Genomic DNA, 20,867 nt, shown 5'->3' on the forward strand with positions numbered 1-20,867 from the left:
GATTTTTTTGCCTAAAATTAAGGGATCATTTGCCCATCAGGCTTATCAATAAATGGGTCTATTCCTTGTCCATTAGGTGCTGGGGTTGGATTTGTATCAACAATTAGCGCGCCATCCTTGAGTAACCCGTTAATGATAACCCCTTCAGCAGAACTGCCATAAATACCCGCTAAGTCAACGCCATTAAGGGTAATCGTTTGCTCGAAAGTACCATTGCCATCGGCATCGATTTCAATAACACTTGAGCCTGTGGCGTTGTAGCTAAAGTTAAGTAGATTTTCAAGATTGTTATATTCCTCATTAATGAGTAAATCTCTTAGATCAATCTTATCTTCCAGGCGGTTAAAGTCAGAGATTATATCATTACCAAACTCACCTTTTTGCCATACGAAAGTATCAATGCCGCTATCTCCGCGTAATACGTCATCACCTAAGCCACCAATGAGAGTGTCATTACCTGCACCACCACGTAGACCATCGTTATGGGTGCCTCCATCGATAAAGTCATTGCCAGTGTGACCAAAAAGAATATCTGAACCAGATTGACCATAGATAAAATCGTTACCACTACCACTATTAACTACATCAGCTTTTTGTGATGCGACATCATTGGCAAGCAATAAGCCATCAAGGTCTATCATGGTATCTGCACCCGATAAGGTGCCTGTCATAATATGATGACTAGCAATAGTGTTTAGATCGAGTTCTAACTCATCATCAGATCTATAACCAAACGCACCTGTTTCACCTGCGTAGATAATATCGCCGCCACGACCTGTTTCAATATGGTCATTACCTGAACCGCTGCTAATAACTTGTGAACTATCTTTACTATAACTCGTTAAATTAGCACCTGAAGCGGATATGGCGTTATTATTTGCATCTGTAATCTGACCCGTTAGTCCGCCACCAAAATTGACGTTAACTTGTTTCTGATTTAAGCCATTTTCACCATTAAGCACTACAAAATCATCATTCAGGCTGGCACCAGTAGTTGTGACCTTAGCTGCATCTTCAACGGGTACGTTTTGAGCATTCACTAGGCTTACGTCTATGGTTAATGTTGCACTTGAAGTATCACCATCAGCATCTCTAATTGTGTAGGTAAATAAGTCAACGGCTCCCGTTGGTATGTTGTCTGTGGTACTCGTTAACTCGTAGGTGTAACTTCCATCATTATTAATGATTAATGTGCCGTACTGGCCAGTGATGATTGCGCTGACATTACCCGTGACACCTGTACTCGTTTGATCGCCAGCTGCAACGCCAATGACTAAACTAATATCAGCACCACTAATATCGTTGTCCATAACGTTTCCTTCTACTGAAGGTAAGTCATAGCCAGTACCTGCGACCATGCGAATAACTAATTCGTAGCTGGTTGAAGCATTTTCATCGGTGTAAATAGAGGTAACGATATTGCCGTTATTATCTCTAAAACCAATTACTTGAATGGTATATAAGTCGCCTTCATAGTTGAAGGTGACGTTGGTTTGACCAATAGTTACAATATCACGAGGATCTGGTCCATTGTTAGGCGTCTCGTTGTGGCTAAAGTTTAGCTTCAAGGTGACGCCAGTAACATTACCAAATGAGTCAATCACATTGAACACTACATCCATAGTGGCGGCTGTGATAGATGAACCACTACTAATAGGGTAGTTATAGTGAGTAAATGTACCTAATACAATATCTTGGTTTAATGTTACTTCGCCGTTAAGTGCTGCATCATTATCCATAAACCCATAGCCAGATTGAGCACCACTTGTAGTACCCCAACGAACTTGATCTAATGCTAAGTCATTATCTTCACCACCCGAACCGACATCGCCATCGAATCGGTTAACGCCAGTACCACCTGTAACCGTTTTCCATTCCGCTTGAACACCACCAATAATAGCGAATGAGTCTTGGATAACGGTTAATGAGACGGTGTCATTGGTCGCAATAGATGCATCATCATATACCGTTGCATTTAGTGTAGCTGTGGCTTGATCACCATCAACATCAAATGCAGTTATTTGGAACACATCTGTTAGTGAGTCTGAATTTGTTCCACTATGAGTTTGAGCATTAGTTAACGCGTAGGTGTATTCCAATACGCCATCGTTATATCCGGTAATAGTAAGCTGCCCAAACTCTCCAGCAATTATAAGAGGTGAAGCAACTGATGCCGCAATTAAAGCCGCTAAGGTCAGAGTATTAAGGGTGCCACCAACTTGAATTTCCAGTCTGTCTAAACCATCTTTTGCCCCAATGGTCATGCTGCCAGAACTTTGAGTTACAGCTGTACTGTTTGATCCGTTTGTTAACCCTGCTTCATATACAGAAAGAATATCTGGAGTACTTATAGTGACGTCATCGTTCACTGGGGTCACTGTGATGGTCAAGGTTGAAGTATCAGTGCTTGAGCCGTCGGTTAACACATAAGTGATCAGCGGTACTGGCCCATTGTAGTTGGCGAGCGGGGTAAAGCTGTAGTTACCGTTGGCGCTTAAGGTAAAGCTGCCGACACCGGTAATGGTCACTGGCTGACCTAAGGTAAAGGTGCCGGTTACGCCATCAATGCTGAAGCTTTGCACTGTCACGTCGCCATCAACCGAGCTGGTGCCGGTTAATACGCTGCCCGTGGTGGCGCTGCTGTCTTCTGCCACTGAAATCACTTCGTTTGCGTCAGTGAAGTCATCGTTCACTGGGGTCACTGTGATGGTCAAGGTTGAAGTATCAGTGCTTGAGCCGTCGGTTAACACATAAGTGATCAGCGGTACTGGCCCATTGTAGTTGGCGAGCGGGGTAAAGCTGTAGTTACCGTTGGCGCTTAAGGTAAAGCTGCCGACACCGGTAATGGTCACTGGCTGACCTAAGGTAAAGGTGCCGGTTACGCCATCAATGCTGAAGCTTTGCACTGTCACGTCGCCATCAACCGAGCTGGTGCCGGTTAATACGCTGCCCGTGGTGGCGCTGCTGTCTTCTGCCACTGAAATCACTTCGTTTGCGTCAGTGAAGTCATCGTTCACTGGGGTCACTGTGATGGTCAAGGTTGAAGTATCAGTGCTTGAGCCGTCGGTTAACACATAAGTGATCAGCGGTACTGGCCCATTGTAGTTGGCGAGCGGGGTAAAGCTGTAGTTACCGTTGGCGCTTAAGGTAAAGCTGCCGACACCGGTAATGGTCACTGGCTGACCTAAGGTAAAGGTGCCGGTTACGCCATCAATGCTGAAGCTTTGCACTGTCACGTCGCCATCAACCGAGCTGGTGCCGGTTAATACGCTGCCCGTGGTGGCGCTGCTGTCTTCTGCCACTGAAATCACTTCGTTTGCGTCAGTGAAGTCATCGTTCACTGGGGTCACTGTGATGGTCAAGGTTGAAGTATCAGTGCTTGAGCCGTCGGTTAACACATAAGTGATCAGCGGTACTGGCCCATTGTAGTTGGCGAGCGGGGTAAAGCTGTAGTTACCGTTGGCGCTTAAGGTAAAGCTGCCGACACCGGTAATGGTCACTGGCTGACCTAAGGTAAAGGTGCCGGTTACGCCATCAATGCTGAAGCTTTGCACTGTCACGTCGCCATCAACCGAGCTGGTGCCGGTTAATACGCTGCCCGTGGTGGCGCTGCTGTCTTCTGCCACTGAAATCACTTCGTTTGCGTCAGTGAAGTCATCGTTCACTGGGGTCACTGTGATGGTCAAGGTTGAAGTATCAGTGCTTGAGCCGTCGGTTAACACATAAGTGATCAGCGGTACTGGCCCATTGTAGTTGGCGAGCGGGGTAAAGCTGTAGTTACCGTTGGCGCTTAAGGTAAAGCTGCCGACACCGGTAATGGTCACTGGCTGACCTAAGGTAAAGGTGCCGGTTACGCCATCAATGCTGAAGCTTTGCACTGTCACGTCGCCATCAACCGAGCTGGTGCCGGTTAATACGCTGCCCGTGGTGGCGCTGCTGTCTTCTGCCACTGAAATCACTTCGTTTGCGTCAGTGAAGTTATCGCTCTCTGGGGTCACTGTGATGGTCAAGGTTGAAGTATCAGTGCTTGAGCCGTCGGTTAACACATAAGTGATCAGCGGTACTGGCCCATTGTAGTTGGCGAGCGGGGTAAAGCTGTAGTTACCGTTGGCGCTTAAGGTAAAGCTGCCGACACCGGTAATGGTCACTGGCTGACCTAAGGTAAAGGTGCCGGTTACGCCATCAATGCTGAAGCTTTGCACTGTCACGTCGCCATCAACCGAGCTGGTGCCGGTTAATACGCTGCCCGTGGTGGCGCTGCTGTCTTCTGCCACTGAAATCACTTCGTTTGCGTCAGTGAAGTCATCGTTCACTGGGGTCACTGTGATGGTCAAGGTTGAAGTATCAGTGCTTGAGCCGTCGGTTAACACATAAGTGATCAGCGGTACTGGCCCATTGTAGTTGGCGAGCGGGGTAAAGCTGTAGTTACCGTTGGCGCTTAAGGTAAAGCTGCCGACACCGGTAATGGTCACTGGCTGACCTAAGGTAAAGGTGCCGGTTACGCCATCAATGCTGAAGCTTTGCACTGTCACGTCGCCATCAACCGAGCTGGTGCCGGTTAATACGCTGCCCGTGGTGGCGCTGCTGTCTTCTGCCACTGAAATCACTTCGTTTGCGTCAGTGAAGTCATCGTTCACTGGGGTCACTGTGATGGTCAAGGTTGAAGTATCAGTGCTTGAGCCGTCGGTTAACACATAAGTGATCAGCGGTACTGGCCCATTGTAGTTGGCGAGCGGGGTAAAGCTGTAGTTACCGTTGGCGCTTAAGGTAAAGCTGCCGACACCGGTAATGGTCACTGGCTGACCTAAGGTAAAGGTGCCGGTTACGCCATCAATGCTGAAGCTTTGCACTGTCACGTCGCCATCAACCGAGCTGGTGCCGGTTAATACGCTGCCCGTGGTGGCGCTGCTGTCTTCTGCCACTGAAATCACTTCGTTTGCGTCAGTGAAGTCATCGTTCACTGGGGTCACTGTGATGGTCAAGGTTGAAGTATCAGTGCTTGAGCCGTCGGTTAACACATAAGTGATCAGCGGTACTGGCCCATTGTAGTTGGCGAGCGGGGTAAAGCTGTAGTTACCGTTGGCGCTTAAGGTAAAGCTGCCGACACCGGTAATGGTCACTGGCTGACCTAAGGTAAAGGTGCCGGTTACGCCATCAATGCTGAAGCTTTGCACTGTCACGTCGCCATCAACCGAGCTGGTGCCGGTTAATACGCTGCCCGTGGTGGCGCTGCTGTCTTCTGCCACTGAAATCACTTCGTTTGCGTCAGTGAAGTCATCGTTCACTGGGGTCACTGTGATGGTCAAGGTTGAAGTATCAGTGCTTGAGCCGTCGGTTAACACATAAGTGATCAGCGGTACTGGCCCATTGTAGTTGGCGAGCGGGGTAAAGCTGTAGTTACCGTTGGCGCTTAAGGTAAAGCTGCCGACACCGGTAATGGTCACTGGCTGACCTAAGGTAAAGGTGCCGGTTACGCCATCAATGCTGAAGCTTTGCACTGTCACGTCGCCATCAACCGAGCTGGTGCCGGTTAATACGCTGCCCGTGGTGGCGCTGCTGTCTTCTGCCACTGAAATCACTTCGTTTGCGTCAGTGAAGTCATCGTTCACTGGGGTCACTGTGATGGTCAAGGTTGAAGTATCAGTGCTTGAGCCGTCGGTTAACACATAAGTGATCAGCGGTACTGGCCCATTGTAGTTGGCGAGCGGGGTAAAGCTGTAGTTACCGTTGGCGCTTAAGGTAAAGCTGCCGACACCGGTAATGGTCACTGGCTGACCTAAGGTAAAGGTGCCGGTTACGCCATCAATGCTGAAGCTTTGCACTGTCACGTCGCCATCAACCGAGCTGGTGCCGGTTAATACGCTGCCCGTGGTGGCGCTGCTGTCTTCTGCCACTGAAATCACTTCGTTTGCGTCAGTGAAGTCATCGTTCACTGGGGTCACTGTGATGGTCAAGGTTGAAGTATCAGTGCTTGAGCCGTCGGTTAACACATAAGTGATCAGCGGTACTGGCCCATTGTAGTTGGCGAGCGGGGTAAAGCTGTAGTTACCGTTGGCGCTTAAGGTAAAGCTGCCGACACCGGTAATGGTCACTGGCTGACCTAAGGTAAAGGTGCCGGTTACGCCATCAATGCTGAAGCTTTGCACTGTCACGTCGCCATCAACCGAGCTGGTGCCGGTTAATACGCTGCCCGTGGTGGCGCTGCTGTCTTCTGCCACTGAAATCACTTCGTTTGCGTCAGTGAAGTCATCGTTCACTGGGGTCACTGTGATGGTCAAGGTTGAAGTATCAGTGCTTGAGCCGTCGGTTAACACATAAGTGATCAGCGGTACTGGCCCATTGTAGTTGGCGAGCGGGGTAAAGCTGTAGTTACCGTTGGCGCTTAAGGTAAAGCTGCCGACACCGGTAATGGTCACTGGCTGACCTAAGGTAAAGGTGCCGGTTACGCCATCAATGCTGAAGCTTTGCACTGTCACGTCGCCATCAACCGAGCTGGTGCCGGTTAATACGCTGCCCGTGGTGGCGCTGCTGTCTTCTGCCACTGAAATCACTTCGTTTGCGTCAGTGAAGTTATCGCTCTCTGGGGTCACTGTGATGGTCAAGGTTGAAGTATCAGTGCTTGAGCCGTCGGTTAACACATAAGTGATCAGCGGTACTGGCCCATTGTAGTTGGCGAGCGGGGTAAAGCTGTAGTTACCGTTGGCGCTTAAGGTAAAGCTGCCGACACCGGTAATGGTCACTGGCTGACCTAAGGTAAAGGTGCCGGTTACGCCATCAATGCTGAAGCTTTGCACTGTCACGTCGCCATCAACCGAGCTGGTGCCGGTTAATACGCTGCCCGTGGTGGCGCTGCTGTCTTCTGCCACTGAAATCACTTCGTTTGCGTCAGTGAAGTCATCGTTCACTGGGGTCACTGTGATGGTCAAGGTTGAAGTATCAGTGCTTGAGCCGTCGGTTAACACATAAGTGATCAGCGGTACTGGCCCATTGTAGTTGGCGAGCGGGGTAAAGCTGTAGTTACCGTTGGCGCTTAAGGTAAAGCTGCCGACACCGGTAATGGTCACTGGCTGACCTAAGGTAAAGGTGCCGGTTACGCCATCAATGCTGAAGCTTTGCACTGTCACGTCGCCATCAACCGAGCTGGTGCCGGTTAATACGCTGCCCGTGGTGGCGCTGCTGTCTTCTGCCACTGAAATCACTTCGTTTGCGTCAGTGAAGTCATCGTTCACTGGGGTCACTGTGATGGTCAAGGTTGAAGTATCAGTGCTTGAGCCGTCGGTTAACACATAAGTGATCAGCGGTACTGGCCCATTGTAGTTGGCGAGCGGGGTAAAGCTGTAGTTACCGTTGGCGCTTAAGGTAAAGCTGCCGACACCGGTAATGGTCACTGGCTGACCTAAGGTAAAGGTGCCGGTTACGCCATCAATGCTGAAGCTTTGCACTGTCACGTCGCCATCAACCGAGCTGGTGCCGGTTAATACGCTGCCCGTGGTGGCGCTGCTGTCTTCTGCCACTGAAATCACTTCGTTTGCGTCAGTGAAGTCATCGTTCACTGGGGTCACTGTGATGGTCAAGGTTGAAGTATCAGTGCTTGAGCCGTCGGTTAACACATAAGTGATCAGCGGTACTGGCCCATTGTAGTTGGCGAGCGGGGTAAAGCTGTAGTTACCGTTGGCGCTTAAGGTAAAGCTGCCGACACCGGTAATGGTCACTGGCTGACCTAAGGTAAAGGTGCCGGTTACGCCATCAATGCTGAAGCTTTGCACTGTCACGTCGCCATCAACCGAGCTGGTGCCGGTTAATACGCTGCCCGTGGTGGCGCTGCTGTCTTCTGCCACTGAAATCACTTCGTTTGCGTCAGTGAAGTTATCGCTCTCTGGGGTCACTGTGATGGTCAAGGTTGAAGTATCAGTGCTTGAGCCGTCGGTTAACACATAAGTGATCAGCGGTACTGGCCCATTGTAGTTGGCGAGCGGGGTAAAGCTGTAGTTACCGTTGGCGCTTAAGGTAAAGCTGCCGACACCGGTAATGGTCACTGGCTGACCTAAGGTAAAGGTGCCGGTTACGCCATCAATGCTGAAGCTTTGCACTGTCACGTCGCCATCAACCGAGCTGGTGCCGGTTAATACGCTGCCCGTGGTGGCGCTGCTGTCTTCTGCCACTGAAATCACTTCGTTTGCGTCAGTGAAGTCATCGTTCACTGGGGTCACTGTGATGGTCAAGGTTGAAGTATCAGTGCTTGAGCCGTCGGTTAACACATAAGTGATCAGCGGTACTGGCCCATTGTAGTTGGCGAGCGGGGTAAAGCTGTAGTTACCGTTGGCGCTTAAGGTAAAGCTGCCGACACCGGTAATGGTCACTGGCTGACCTAAGGTAAAGGTGCCGGTTACGCCATCAATGCTGAAGCTTTGCACTGTCACGTCGCCATCAACCGAGCTGGTGCCGGTTAATACGCTGCCCGTGGTGGCGCTGCTGTCTTCTGCCACTGAAATCACTTCGTTTGCGTCAGTGAAGTCATCGTTCACTGGGGTCACTGTGATGGTCAAGGTTGAAGTATCAGTGCTTGAGCCGTCGGTTAACACATAAGTGATCAGCGGTACTGGCCCATTGTAGTTGGCGAGCGGGGTAAAGCTGTAGTTACCGTTGGCGCTTAAGGTAAAGCTGCCGACACCGGTAATGGTCACTGGCTGACCTAAGGTAAAGGTGCCGGTTACGCCATCAATGCTGAAGCTTTGCACTGTCACGTCGCCATCAACCGAGCTGGTGCCGGTTAATACGCTGCCCGTGGTGGCGCTGCTGTCTTCTGCCACTGAAATCACTTCGTTTGCGTCAGTGAAGTCATCGTTCACTGGGGTCACTGTGATGGTCAAGGTTGAAGTATCAGTGCTTGAGCCGTCGGTTAACACATAAGTGATCAGCGGTACTGGCCCATTGTAGTTGGCGAGCGGGGTAAAGCTGTAGTTACCGTTGGCGCTTAAGGTAAAGCTGCCGACACCGGTAATGGTCACTGGCTGACCTAAGGTAAAGGTGCCGGTTACGCCATCAATGCTGAAGCTTTGCACTGTCACGTCGCCATCAACCGAGCTGGTGCCGGTTAATACGCTGCCCGTGGTGGCGCTGCTGTCTTCTGCCACTGAAATCACTTCGTTTGCGTCAGTGAAGTCATCGTTCACTGGGGTCACTGTGATGGTCAAGGTTGAAGTATCAGTGCTTGAGCCGTCGGTTAACACATAAGTGATCAGCGGTACTGGCCCATTGTAGTTGGCGAGCGGGGTAAAGCTGTAGTTACCGTTGGCGCTTAAGGTAAAGCTGCCGACACCGGTAATGGTCACTGGCTGACCTAAGGTAAAGGTGCCGGTTACGCCATCAATGCTGAAGCTTTGCACTGTCACGTCGCCATCAACCGAGCTGGTGCCGGTTAATACGCTGCCCGTGGTGGCGCTGCTGTCTTCTGCCACTGAAATCACTTCGTTTGCGTCAGTGAAGTCATCGTTCACTGGGGTCACTGTGATGGTCAAGGTTGAAGTATCAGTGCTTGAGCCGTCGGTTAACACATAAGTGATCAGCGGTACTGGCCCATTGTAGTTGGCGAGCGGGGTAAAGCTGTAGTTACCGTTGGCGCTTAAGGTAAAGCTGCCGACACCGGTAATGGTCACTGGCTGACCTAAGGTAAAGGTGCCGGTTACGCCATCAATGCTGAAGCTTTGCACTGTCACGTCGCCATCAACCGAGCTGGTGCCGGTTAATACGCTGCCCGTGGTGGCGCTGCTGTCTTCTGCCACTGAAATCACTTCGTTTGCGTCAGTGAAGTCATCGTTCACTGGGGTCACTGTGATGGTCAAGGTTGAAGTATCAGTGCTTGAGCCGTCGGTTAACACATAAGTGATCAGCGGTACTGGCCCATTGTAGTTGGCGAGCGGGGTAAAGCTGTAGTTACCGTTGGCGCTTAAGGTAAAGCTGCCGACACCGGTAATGGTCACTGGCTGACCTAAGGTAAAGGTGCCGGTTACGCCATCAATGCTGAAGCTTTGCACTGTCACGTCGCCATCAACCGAGCTGGTGCCGGTTAATACGCTGCCCGTGGTGGCGCTGCTGTCTTCTGCCACTGAAATCACTTCGTTTGCGTCAGTGAAGTCATCGTTCACTGGGGTCACTGTGATGGTCAAGGTTGAAGTATCAGTGCTTGAGCCGTCGGTTAACACATAAGTGATCAGCGGTACTGGCCCATTGTAGTTGGCGAGCGGGGTAAAGCTGTAGTTACCGTTGGCGCTTAAGGTAAAGCTGCCGACACCGGTAATGGTCACTGGCTGACCTAAGGTAAAGGTGCCGGTTACGCCATCAATGCTGAAGCTTTGCACTGTCACGTCGCCATCAACCGAGCTGGTGCCGGTTAATACGCTGCCCGTGGTGGCGCTGCTGTCTTCTGCCACTGAAATCACTTCGTTTGCGTCAGTGAAGTCATCGTTCACTGGGGTCACTGTGATGGTCAAGGTTGAAGTATCAGTGCTTGAGCCGTCGGTTAACACATAAGTGATCAGCGGTACTGGCCCATTGTAGTTGGCGAGCGGGGTAAAGCTGTAGTTACCGTTGGCGCTTAAGGTAAAGCTGCCGACACCGGTAATGGTCACTGGCTGACCTAAGGTAAAGGTGCCGGTTACGCCATCAATGCTGAAGCTTTGCACTGTCACGTCGCCATCAACCGAGCTGGTGCCGGTTAATACGCTGCCCGTGGTGGCGCTGCTGTCTTCTGCCACTGAAATCACTTCGTTTGCGTCAGTGAAGTCATCGTTCACTGGGGTCACTGTGATGGTCAAGGTTGAAGTATCAGTGCTTGAGCCGTCGGTTAACACATAAGTGATCAGCGGTACTGGCCCATTGTAGTTGGCGAGCGGGGTAAAGCTGTAGTTACCGTTGGCGCTTAAGGTAAAGCTGCCGACACCGGTAATGGTCACTGGCTGACCTAAGGTAAAGGTGCCGGTTACGCCATCAATGCTGAAGCTTTGCACTGTCACGTCGCCATCAACCGAGCTGGTGCCGGTTAATACGCTGCCCGTGGTGGCGCTGCTGTCTTCTGCCACTGAAATCACTTCGTTTGCGTCAGTGAAGTCATCGTTCACTGGGGTCACTGTGATGGTCAAGGTTGAAGTATCAGTGCTTGAGCCGTCGGTTAACACATAAGTGATCAGCGGTACTGGCCCATTGTAGTTGGCGAGCGGGGTAAAGCTGTAGTTACCGTTGGCGCTTAAGGTAAAGCTGCCGACACCGGTAATGGTCACTGGCTGACCTAAGGTAAAGGTGCCGGTTACGCCATCAATGCTGAAGCTTTGCACTGTCACGTCGCCATCAACCGAGCTGGTGCCGGTTAATACGCTGCCCGTGGTGGCGCTGCTGTCTTCTGCCACTGAAATCACTTCGTTTGCGTCAGTGAAGTCATCGTTCACTGGGGTCACTGTGATGGTCAAGGTTGAAGTATCAGTGCTTGAGCCGTCGGTTAACACATAAGTGATCAGCGGTACTGGCCCATTGTAGTTGGCGAGCGGGGTAAAGCTGTAGTTACCGTTGGCGCTTAAGGTAAAGCTGCCGACACCGGTAATGGTCACTGGCTGACCTAAGGTAAAGGTGCCGGTTACGCCATCAATGCTGAAGCTTTGCACTGTCACGTCGCCATCAACCGAGCTGGTGCCGGTTAATACGCTGCCCGTGGTGGCGCTGCTGTCTTCTGCCACTGAAATCACTTCGTTTGCGTCAGTGAAGTCATCGTTCACTGGGGTCACTGTGATGGTCAAGGTTGAAGTATCAGTGCTTGAGCCGTCGGTTAACACATAAGTGATCAGCGGTACTGGCCCATTGTAGTTGGCGAGCGGGGTAAAGCTGTAGTTACCGTTGGCGCTTAAGGTAAAGCTGCCGACACCGGTAATGGTCACTGGCTGACCTAAGGTAAAGGTGCCGGTTACGCCATCAATGCTGAAGCTTTGCACTGTCACGTCGCCATCAACCGAGCTGGTGCCGGTTAATACGCTGCCCGTGGTGGCGCTGCTGTCTTCTGCCACTGAAATCACTTCGTTTGCGTCAGTGAAGTTATCGCTCTCTGGGGTCACTGTGATGGTCAAGGTTGAAGTATCAGTGCTTGAGCCGTCGGTTAACACATAAGTGATCAGCGGTACTGGCCCATTGTAGTTGGCGAGCGGGGTAAAGCTGTAGTTACCGTTGGCGCTTAAGGTAAAGCTGCCGACACCGGTAATGGTCACTGGCTGACCTAAGGTAAAGGAGCCGGTTACGCCATCAATGCTGAAGCTTTGCACTGTCACGTCGCCATCAACCGAGCTGGTGCCGGTTAATACGCTGCCCGTGGTGGCGCTGCTGTCTTCTGCCACTGAAATCACTTCGTTTGCGTCAGTGAAGTCATCGTTCACTGGGGTCACTGTGATGGTCAAGGTTGAAGTATCAGTGCTTGAGCCGTCGGTTAACACATAAGTGATCAGCGGTACTGGCCCATTGTAGTTGGCGAGCGGGGTAAAGCTGTAGTTACCGTTGGCGCTTAAGGTAAAGCTGCCGACACCGGTAATGGTCACTGGCTGACCTAAGGTAAAGGTGCCGGTTACGCCATCAATGCTGAAGCTTTGCACTGTCACGTCGCCATCAACCGAGCTGGTGCCGGTTAATACGCTGCCCGTGGTGGCGCTGCTGTCTTCTGCCACTGAAATCACTTCGTTTGCGTCAGTGAAGTCATCGTTCACTGGGGTCACTGTGATGGTCAAGGTTGAAGTATCAGTGCTTGAGCCGTCGGTTAACACATAAGTGATCAGCGGTACTGGCCCATTGTAGTTGGCGAGCGGGGTAAAGCTGTAGTTACCGTTGGCGCTTAAGGTAAAGCTGCCGACACCGGTAATGGTCACTGGCTGACCTAAGGTAAAGGTGCCGGTTACGCCATCAATGCTGAAGCTTTGCACTGTCACGTCGCCATCAACCGAGCTGGTGCCGGTTAATACGCTGCCCGTGGTGGCGCTGCTGTCTTCTGCCACTGAAATCACTTCGTTTGCGTCAGTGAAGTCATCGTTCACTGGGGTCACTGTGATGGTCAAGGTTGAAGTATCAGTGCTTGAGCCGTCGGTTAACACATAAGTGATCAGCGGTACTGGCCCATTGTAGTTGGCGAGCGGGGTAAAGCTGTAGTTACCGTTGGCGCTTAAGGTAAAGCTGCCGACACCGGTAATGGTCACTGGCTGACCTAAGGTAAAGGTGCCGGTTACGCCATCAATGCTGAAGCTTTGCACTGTCACGTCGCCATCAACCGAGCTGGTGCCGGTTAATACGCTGCCCGTGGTAGCGCTGCTGTCTTCTGCCACTGAAATCACTTCGTTTGCGTCAGTGAAGTTATCGCTCTCTGGGGTCACTGTGATGGTCAAGGTTGAAGTATCAGTGCTTGAGCCGTCGGTTAACACATAAGTGATCAGCGGTACTGGCCCATTGTAGTTGGCGAGCGGGGTAAAGCTGTAGTTACCGTTGGCGCTTAAGGTAAAGCTGCCGACACCGGTAATGGTCACTGGCTGACCTAAGGTAAAGGTGCCGGTTACGCCATCAATGCTGAAGCTTTGCACTGTCACGTCGCCATCAACCGAGCTGGTGCCGGTTAATACGCTGCCCGTGGTGGCGCTGCTGTCTTCTGCCACTGAAATCACTTCGTTTGCGTCAGTGAAGTCATCGTTCACTGGGGTCACTGTGATGGTCAAGGTTGAAGTATCAGTGCTTGAGCCGTCGGTTAACACATAAGTGATCAGCGGTACTGGCCCATTGTAGTTGGCGAGCGGGGTAAAGCTGTAGTTACCGTTGGCGCTTAAGGTAAAGCTGCCGACACCGGTAATGGTCACTGGCTGACCTAAGGTAAAGGTGCCGGTTACGCCATCAATGCTGAAGCTTTGCACTGTCACGTCGCCATCAACCGAGCTGGTGCCGGTTAATACGCTGCCCGTGGTGGCGCTGCTGTCTTCTGCCACTGAAATCACTTCGTTTGCGTCAGTGAAGTCATCGTTCACTGGGGTCACTGTGATGGTCAAGGTTGAAGTATCAGTGCTTGAGCCGTCGGTTAACACATAAGTGATCAGCGGTACTGGCCCATTGTAGTTGGCGAGCGGGGTAAAGCTGTAGTTACCGTTGGCGCTTAAGGTAAAGCTGCCGACACCGGTAATGGTCACTGGCTGACCTAAGGTAAAGGTGCCGGTTACGCCATCAATGCTGAAGCTTTGCACTGTCACGTCGCCATCAACCGAGCTGGTGCCGGTTAATACGCTGCCCGTGGTGGCGCTGCTGTCTTCTGCCACTGAAATCACTTCGTTTGCGTCAGTGAAGTTATCGCTCTCTGGGGTCACTGTGATGGTCAAGGTTGAAGTATCAGTGCTTGAGCCGTCGGTTAACACATAAGTGATCAGCGGTACTGGCCCATTGTAGTTGGCGAGCGGGGTAAAGCTGTAGTTACCGTTGGCGCTTAAGGTAAAGCTGCCGACACCGGTAATGGTCACTGGCTGACCTAAGGTAAAGGAGCCGGTTACGCCATCAATGCTGAAGCTTTGCACTGTCACGTCGCCATCAACCGAGCTGGTGCCGGTTAATACGCTGCCCGTGGTGGCGCTGCTGTCTTCTGCCACTGAAATCACTTCGTTTGCGTCAGTGAAGTCATCGTTCACTGGGGTCACTGTGATGGTCAAGGTTGAAGTATCAGTGCTTGAGCCGTCGGTTAACACATAAGTGATCAGCGGTACTGGCCCATTGTAGTTGGCGAGCGGGGTAAAGCTGTAGTTACCGTTGGCGCTTAAGGTAAAGCTGCCGACACCGGTAATGGTCACTGGCTGACCTAAGGTAAAGGTGCCGGTTACGCCATCAATGCTGAAGCTTTGCACTGTCACGTCGCCATCAACCGAGCTGGTGCCGGTTAATACGCTGCCCGTGGTGGCGCTGCTGTCTTCTGCCACTGAAATCACTTCGTTTGCGTCAGTGAAGTCATCGTTCACTGGGGTCACTGTGATGGTCAAGGTTGAAGTATCAGTGCTTGAGCCGTCGGTTAACACATAAGTGATCAGCGGTACTGGCCCATTGTAGTTGGCGAGCGGGGTAAAGCTGTAGTTACCGTTGGCGCTTAAGGTAAAGCTGCCGACACCGGTAATGGTCACTGGCTGACCTAAGGTAAAGGTGCCGGTTACGCCATCAATGCTGAAGCTTTGCACTGTCACGTCGCCATCAACCGAGCTGGTGCCGGTTAATACGCTGCCCGTGGTGGCGCTGCTGTCTTCTGCCACTGAAATCACTTCGTTTGCGTCAGTGAAGTCATCGTTCACTGGGGTCACTGTGATGGTCAAGGTACCGATGTCAGTTAACGTGCCGTCGGTAACGGTGTAGTCCACTGTGTCAACGCCATTGAAATTCAACGGTGGGGTGTAGGTGTAACTGCCATCAGCGGCAATGACTATGGTGCCGCCTTGAGTGGTGGTAAAAGTGCCGGCGACCACTGACAAGCTATCGCCGTCTAAATCAGTGTCGTTGGCATCTAAATCTACTGTCGAGGTAAATGTGGTGTCTTCCTGGACATTAATTACATCATCAACAGCCACTGGCGCATCGTTGCCTGCACCCACATTGATGGTCAGGGTACCGATGTCAGTTAATGTGCCGTCGGTAACGGTGTAATCCACTGTGTCGACGCCATTGAAATTCAACGGTGGGGTGTAGGTGTAACTGCCATCAGCGGCAATGACTATGGTGCCGCCTTGAGTGGTGGTAAAAGTGCCGGCGACCACTGACAAGCTATCGCCGTCTAAATCAGTGTCGTTGGCATCTAAATCTACTGTCGAGGTAAATGTGGTGTCTTCCTGGACATTAATTACATCATCAACAGCCACTGGTGCATCGTTGCCTGCACCCACATTGATGGTCAGGGTACCGATGTCAGTTAATGTGCCGTCGGTAACGGTGTAATCCACTGTGTCGACGCCATTAAAATTCAACGGTGGGGTGTAGGTGTAACTGCCATCAGCGGCAATGACTATGGTGCCGCCTTGAGTGGTGGTAAAAGTACCGGCGACCACTGACAAGCTATCGCCGTCTAAATCAGTGTCGTTGGCATCTAAGTCGATGCTTGAGTTGAAGACCGTATCTTCTTGAATATTAATTACATCATCAACAGCCACAGGAGCATCGTTGCCTGCACCCACATTGATGGTCAGGGTACCGATGTCAGTTAATGTGCCGTCGGTAACGGTGTAATCCACTGTGTCGACGCCATTAAAATTCAACGGTGGGGTGTAGGTGTAACTGCCATCAGCGGCAATGACTATGGTGCCGCCAGCCGTTGTGGTAAAGGTGCCCGGTACAACCGTTAAGCTATCGCCGTCTAAATCAGTGTCGTTGGCATCTAAGTCGATGCTTGAGTTGAAGACCGTATCTTCTTGAATATTAATTACATCATCAACAGCCACAGGAGCATCGTTGCCTGCACCCACATTGATGGTCAGGGTACCGATGTCAGTTAATGTGCCGTCGGTAACGGTGTAATCCACTGTGTCGACGCCATTAAAATTCAACGGTGGGGTGTAGGTGTAACTGCCATCAGCGGCAATGACTATGGTGCCGCCAGCCGTTGTGGTAAAGGTGCCCGGTACAACCGTTAAGCTATCGCCGTCTAAATCAGTGTCGTTGGCATCTAAGTCGATGCTTGAGTTGAAGACCGTATCTTCTTGAATATTAATTACATCATCAACAGCCACAGGAGCATCGTTGCCCGCGCCCACATTGATGGTCAGGGTACCGATGTCAGTTAATGTGCCGTCGGTAACGGTGTAATCCACTGTGTCGACGCCATTAAAATTCAACGGTGGGGTGTAGGTGTAACTGCCATCAGCGGCAATGACTATGGTGCCGCCAGCCGTTGTGGTAAAGGTGCCCGGTACAACCGTTAAGCTATCGCCGTCTAAATCAGTGTCGTTGGCATCTAAGTCGATGCTTGAGTTGAAGACCGTATCTTCTTGAATATTAATTACATCATCAACTGCCACAGGAGCATCGTTGCCCGCGCCCACATTGATGGTCAGGGTACCGATGTCAGTTAATGTGCCGTCGGTAACGGTGTAATCCACTGTGTCAACGCCATTGAAATTCAACGGTGGGGTGTAGGTGTAACTGCCATCAGCGGCAATGACTATGGTGCCGCCAGCCGTTGTGGTAAAGGTGCCCGGTACAACCGTTAAGCTATCGCCGTCTAAATCAGTGTCGTTGGCATCTAAGTCGATGCTTGAGTTGAAGACCGTATCTTCTTGAATATTAATTACATCATCAACAGCCACAGGAGCATCGTTGCCCGCACCCACATTGATGGTCAGGGTACCGATGTCAGTTAATGTGCCGTCGGTTACGGTGTAATCCACTGTGTCAACGCCATTGAAATTCAACGGTGGGGTGTAGGTGTAACTGCCATCAACGTCAATGACTATGGTGCCGCCAGCCGTTGTGGTAAAGGTGCCCGGTACAACCGTTAGGCTATCGCCGTCTAAATCAGTGTCGTTGGTATCTAAGTCGATGCTTGAGTTGAAGACCGTATCTTCTTGAATATTAATTACATCATTAACTGCAACTGGTGCATCGTTTACTGCGCCCACATTGATGGTCAGGGTACCGATGTCAGTTAATGTGCCGTCGGTAACGGTGTAATCCACTGTGTCGACGCCATTAAAATTCAACGGGGGGGTGTAGGTGTAACTGCCATCAGCGGCAATAACGATCGTACCGCCTTGAGTGGTAGTAAAGGTGCCCGCGATCACTGACAAGCTATCGCCATCGACATCGATGTCGTTGGTATCTAAGTCGATAGTTGAGGTAAATGTGGTGTCTTCCTGGGCATTAATCACATCATCAACAGCCACAGGTGCATCGTTTACTGCGCCCACATTGATGGTCAGGGTACCGATGTCAGTTAATGTGCCGTCGGTAACGGTGTAATCCACTGTGTCGACGCCATTAAAATTCAACGGGGGGGTGTAGGTGTAACTGCCATCAGCGGCAATAACGATCGTACCGCCTTGAGTGGTAGTAAAAGTGCCCGGTACAACCGTTAGGCTATCGCCGTCTAAATCAGTGTCGTTGGCATCTAAATCTACTGTTGAGGTAAATGTGGTGTCTTCTTGAATATTAATTTCATCATCTACGGCAACCGGCGCATCGTTTTCAGGTGTAATTTCAATAGTTAACGTTGCTGTTGCACCAGTATTAGTGGTGTAAGTGACAATCGGAACTTGACCGTTCCAATTTTCATTAGGCGTAAAAGTATAAGAACCATCTTCATTTATGATTAATATGCCGCCGTCCAGAGTCACTTCAGAATCGGCAAGGTAAGTCACACCACCGATGTCAAAACTGATGACAGTAAGATTAGAATCTGGATCGCTGTCATTATCTAAAACATTACCTGACGCGGGGGTATCTTCAGCAGCCACAACTGAATCATTTTCGATAACAGTTTGGTCGTCAACCGGTGTAATTTCAATAGTTAACGTTGCTGTTGCACCAGTATTAGTGGTGTAAGTGACAATCGGAACTTGACCGTTCCAATTTTCATTAGGCGTAAAAGTATAAGAACCATCTTCATTGATGATTAATATGCCGCCGTCCAGAGTCACTTCAGTGCCAGCAGGATAGGTTTCACCATTAATGTCAAAACTGACCACAGTAAGATCGGAGTCTGGATCGCTGTCATTATCTAAAACATTACCTGACACAGGCGTATCTTCAGCAGCCACAACTGAATCATTTTCGGTAACAGTAGGGTCATCAACCGGTGTGATTTCAATGACTAACGTAGCCGTTGCGCCAGTATTGGTGGTGTAAGTGATAACCGGAACTTGACCATTCCAATTTTCATTAGGTGTAAAAGTATAAGAGCCATCTTCATTGATGATTAATACGCCGCCGTCGAGAGTCACTTCAGTGCCAGCTGGATAGGTTTCACCATTAATGTCAAAACTGACCACAGTAAGATCGGAATCTGGATCGCTGTCATTATCTAAAACATTACCTGACACAGGCGTATCTTCAGCAGCCACAACTGAATCATTTTCGGTAACAGTAGGGTCATCAACCGGTGTGATTTCAATGACTAACGTAGCCGTTGCGCCAGTATTGGTGGTGTAAGTGATAACCGGAACTTGACCATTCCAATTTTCATTAGGAGTAAAAGTATAAGAGCCATCTTCATTGATGATTAATACGCCGCCGTCGAGAGTCACTTCAGTGCCAGCTGGATAGGTTTCACCATTAATGTCAAAACTGACCACAGTAAGATCGGAATCTGGATCGCTGTCATTATCTAATACATTACCTGACACTGGGGTATCTTCAGCCGCTATTACTGAATCATTTTCGGTAACAGTAGGGTCTTCAACCGGTGTGATTTCAATGACTAACGTAGCCGTTGCGCCAGTATTGGTGGTGTAAGTGATAACCGGAACTTGACCGTTCCAATTTTCATTAGGTGTGAAAGTATAAGAACCATCTTCATTGATGATTAATACGCCGCCGTCAAGAGTCACTTCAGTGCCAGCTGGATAGGTTTCACCATTAATGTCAAAACTGACCACAGTAAGATCGGAATCTGGATCGCTGTCATTATCTAATACATTACCTGACACTGGGGTATCTTCAGCCGCTATTACTGAATCATTTTCGGTAACAGTAGGGTCGTCAACCGGTGTGATTTCAATGACTAACGTAGCCGTTGCGCCAGTATTGGTGGTGTAAGTGATAACCGGAACTTGACCGTTCCAATTTTCATTAGGTGTGAAAGTATAAGAACCATCTTCATTGATGATTAATACGCCGCCGTCAAGAGTCACTTCAGTGCCAGCTGGATATGTCTCGCCATTAATTTCAAACGTAACAATTGATAACTCAGAATCAGGGTCGACGTCATTTGCAAGCAAATTGCCTGCAATAACTTCATCTTCAGCAACGATTTGGGTGTCGTTTGCCAATACAGACGGTACATCTTCGGGAGTAATGGTATTTTCTTCGGCAGTTAGAGGGCTAACAGCGGGTTGGGTCGCAGTGTTAAAGCCAGCATTCGCAATGGTTTCATTACCAGAACGATCTAATGTGATAAAACTACCACCTTCGTTACCGGTTGTTGGTGTACCTGCAGCGGTTTCAGGAAGGTCAACAGTTGGATCTTCACCTGACGCAATAAGGGCTTGTAATGCTTCTATTTCATCAAGCGCTTCAAGGTTGGTGAAATCGTCATTTAACTCTGGTTGAGTAACAGAGATATCATTTTGAGAAAAAATGGTGCCATCATCAAAGGTGATAACAAAACGTGCGCTGTCATCAAAAATTAACAAACTAGCCTCGGGGATTGTTTGCCCTGGCTGTAAAATTGTTAATTGATTACCAGCAGATATACTGATTTGGCTTTGTGCCTCAGTTAATACGCCTGCTTTTGTTGTTGTTATCGTACCCATTAATTAGCTCCCAACAGCTATTCCTGACTCGGAAATATTCAATACATTATAGACTTAGCGTAAAGATGTAAGATTTCTATGCTTTACAACGCCATACACTAACCCAGATTTAACAATTTTACTTCAGAAACACTAAACATGTCAATTTTTTGACATGTTTTTGACTAGTCTTAACCATATGAATTTTTTAAAAAAGCAGATTTATTTGCACATATATCATTCAAAAGATTCATTTTTAAATGATACCAATTGAAGAGTAAAGATTGATATTCTTTAGTCGTGTGCGGTACATGAGCGATTCAGTTATAGAAATATGTTATTAAATGAACATAAATTTACCCTCTATCGGTTATCGGTTATAGGTAGTAAAAGTTT

General features: G+C 49.9%; 1 protein-coding gene. It reads right to left on the minus strand.

Annotated features, from left to right (window positions below):
• Nucleotides 1-17: 17 nt before the first annotated feature.
• Entirely contained in the window at nt 18-20,492 is a 20,475-nt protein-coding gene (locus FJ709_RS02075) for a retention module-containing protein (protein ID WP_226412985.1), read from the minus strand.
• Nucleotides 20,493-20,867 lie beyond the last annotated feature (375 nt).

Origin of the sequence: Shewanella glacialimarina (assembly GCF_020511155.1) — a bacterium.
Taxonomy (GTDB): domain Bacteria; phylum Pseudomonadota; class Gammaproteobacteria; order Enterobacterales; family Shewanellaceae; genus Shewanella; species Shewanella glacialimarina.

Bases quoted from the DNA above. Each gene is read 5' to 3' on its own strand.
- FJ709_RS02075 (WP_226412985.1), bottom strand. From the start codon at position 20,492: ATGGGTACGATAACAACAACAAAAGCAGGCGTATTAACTGAGGCACAA.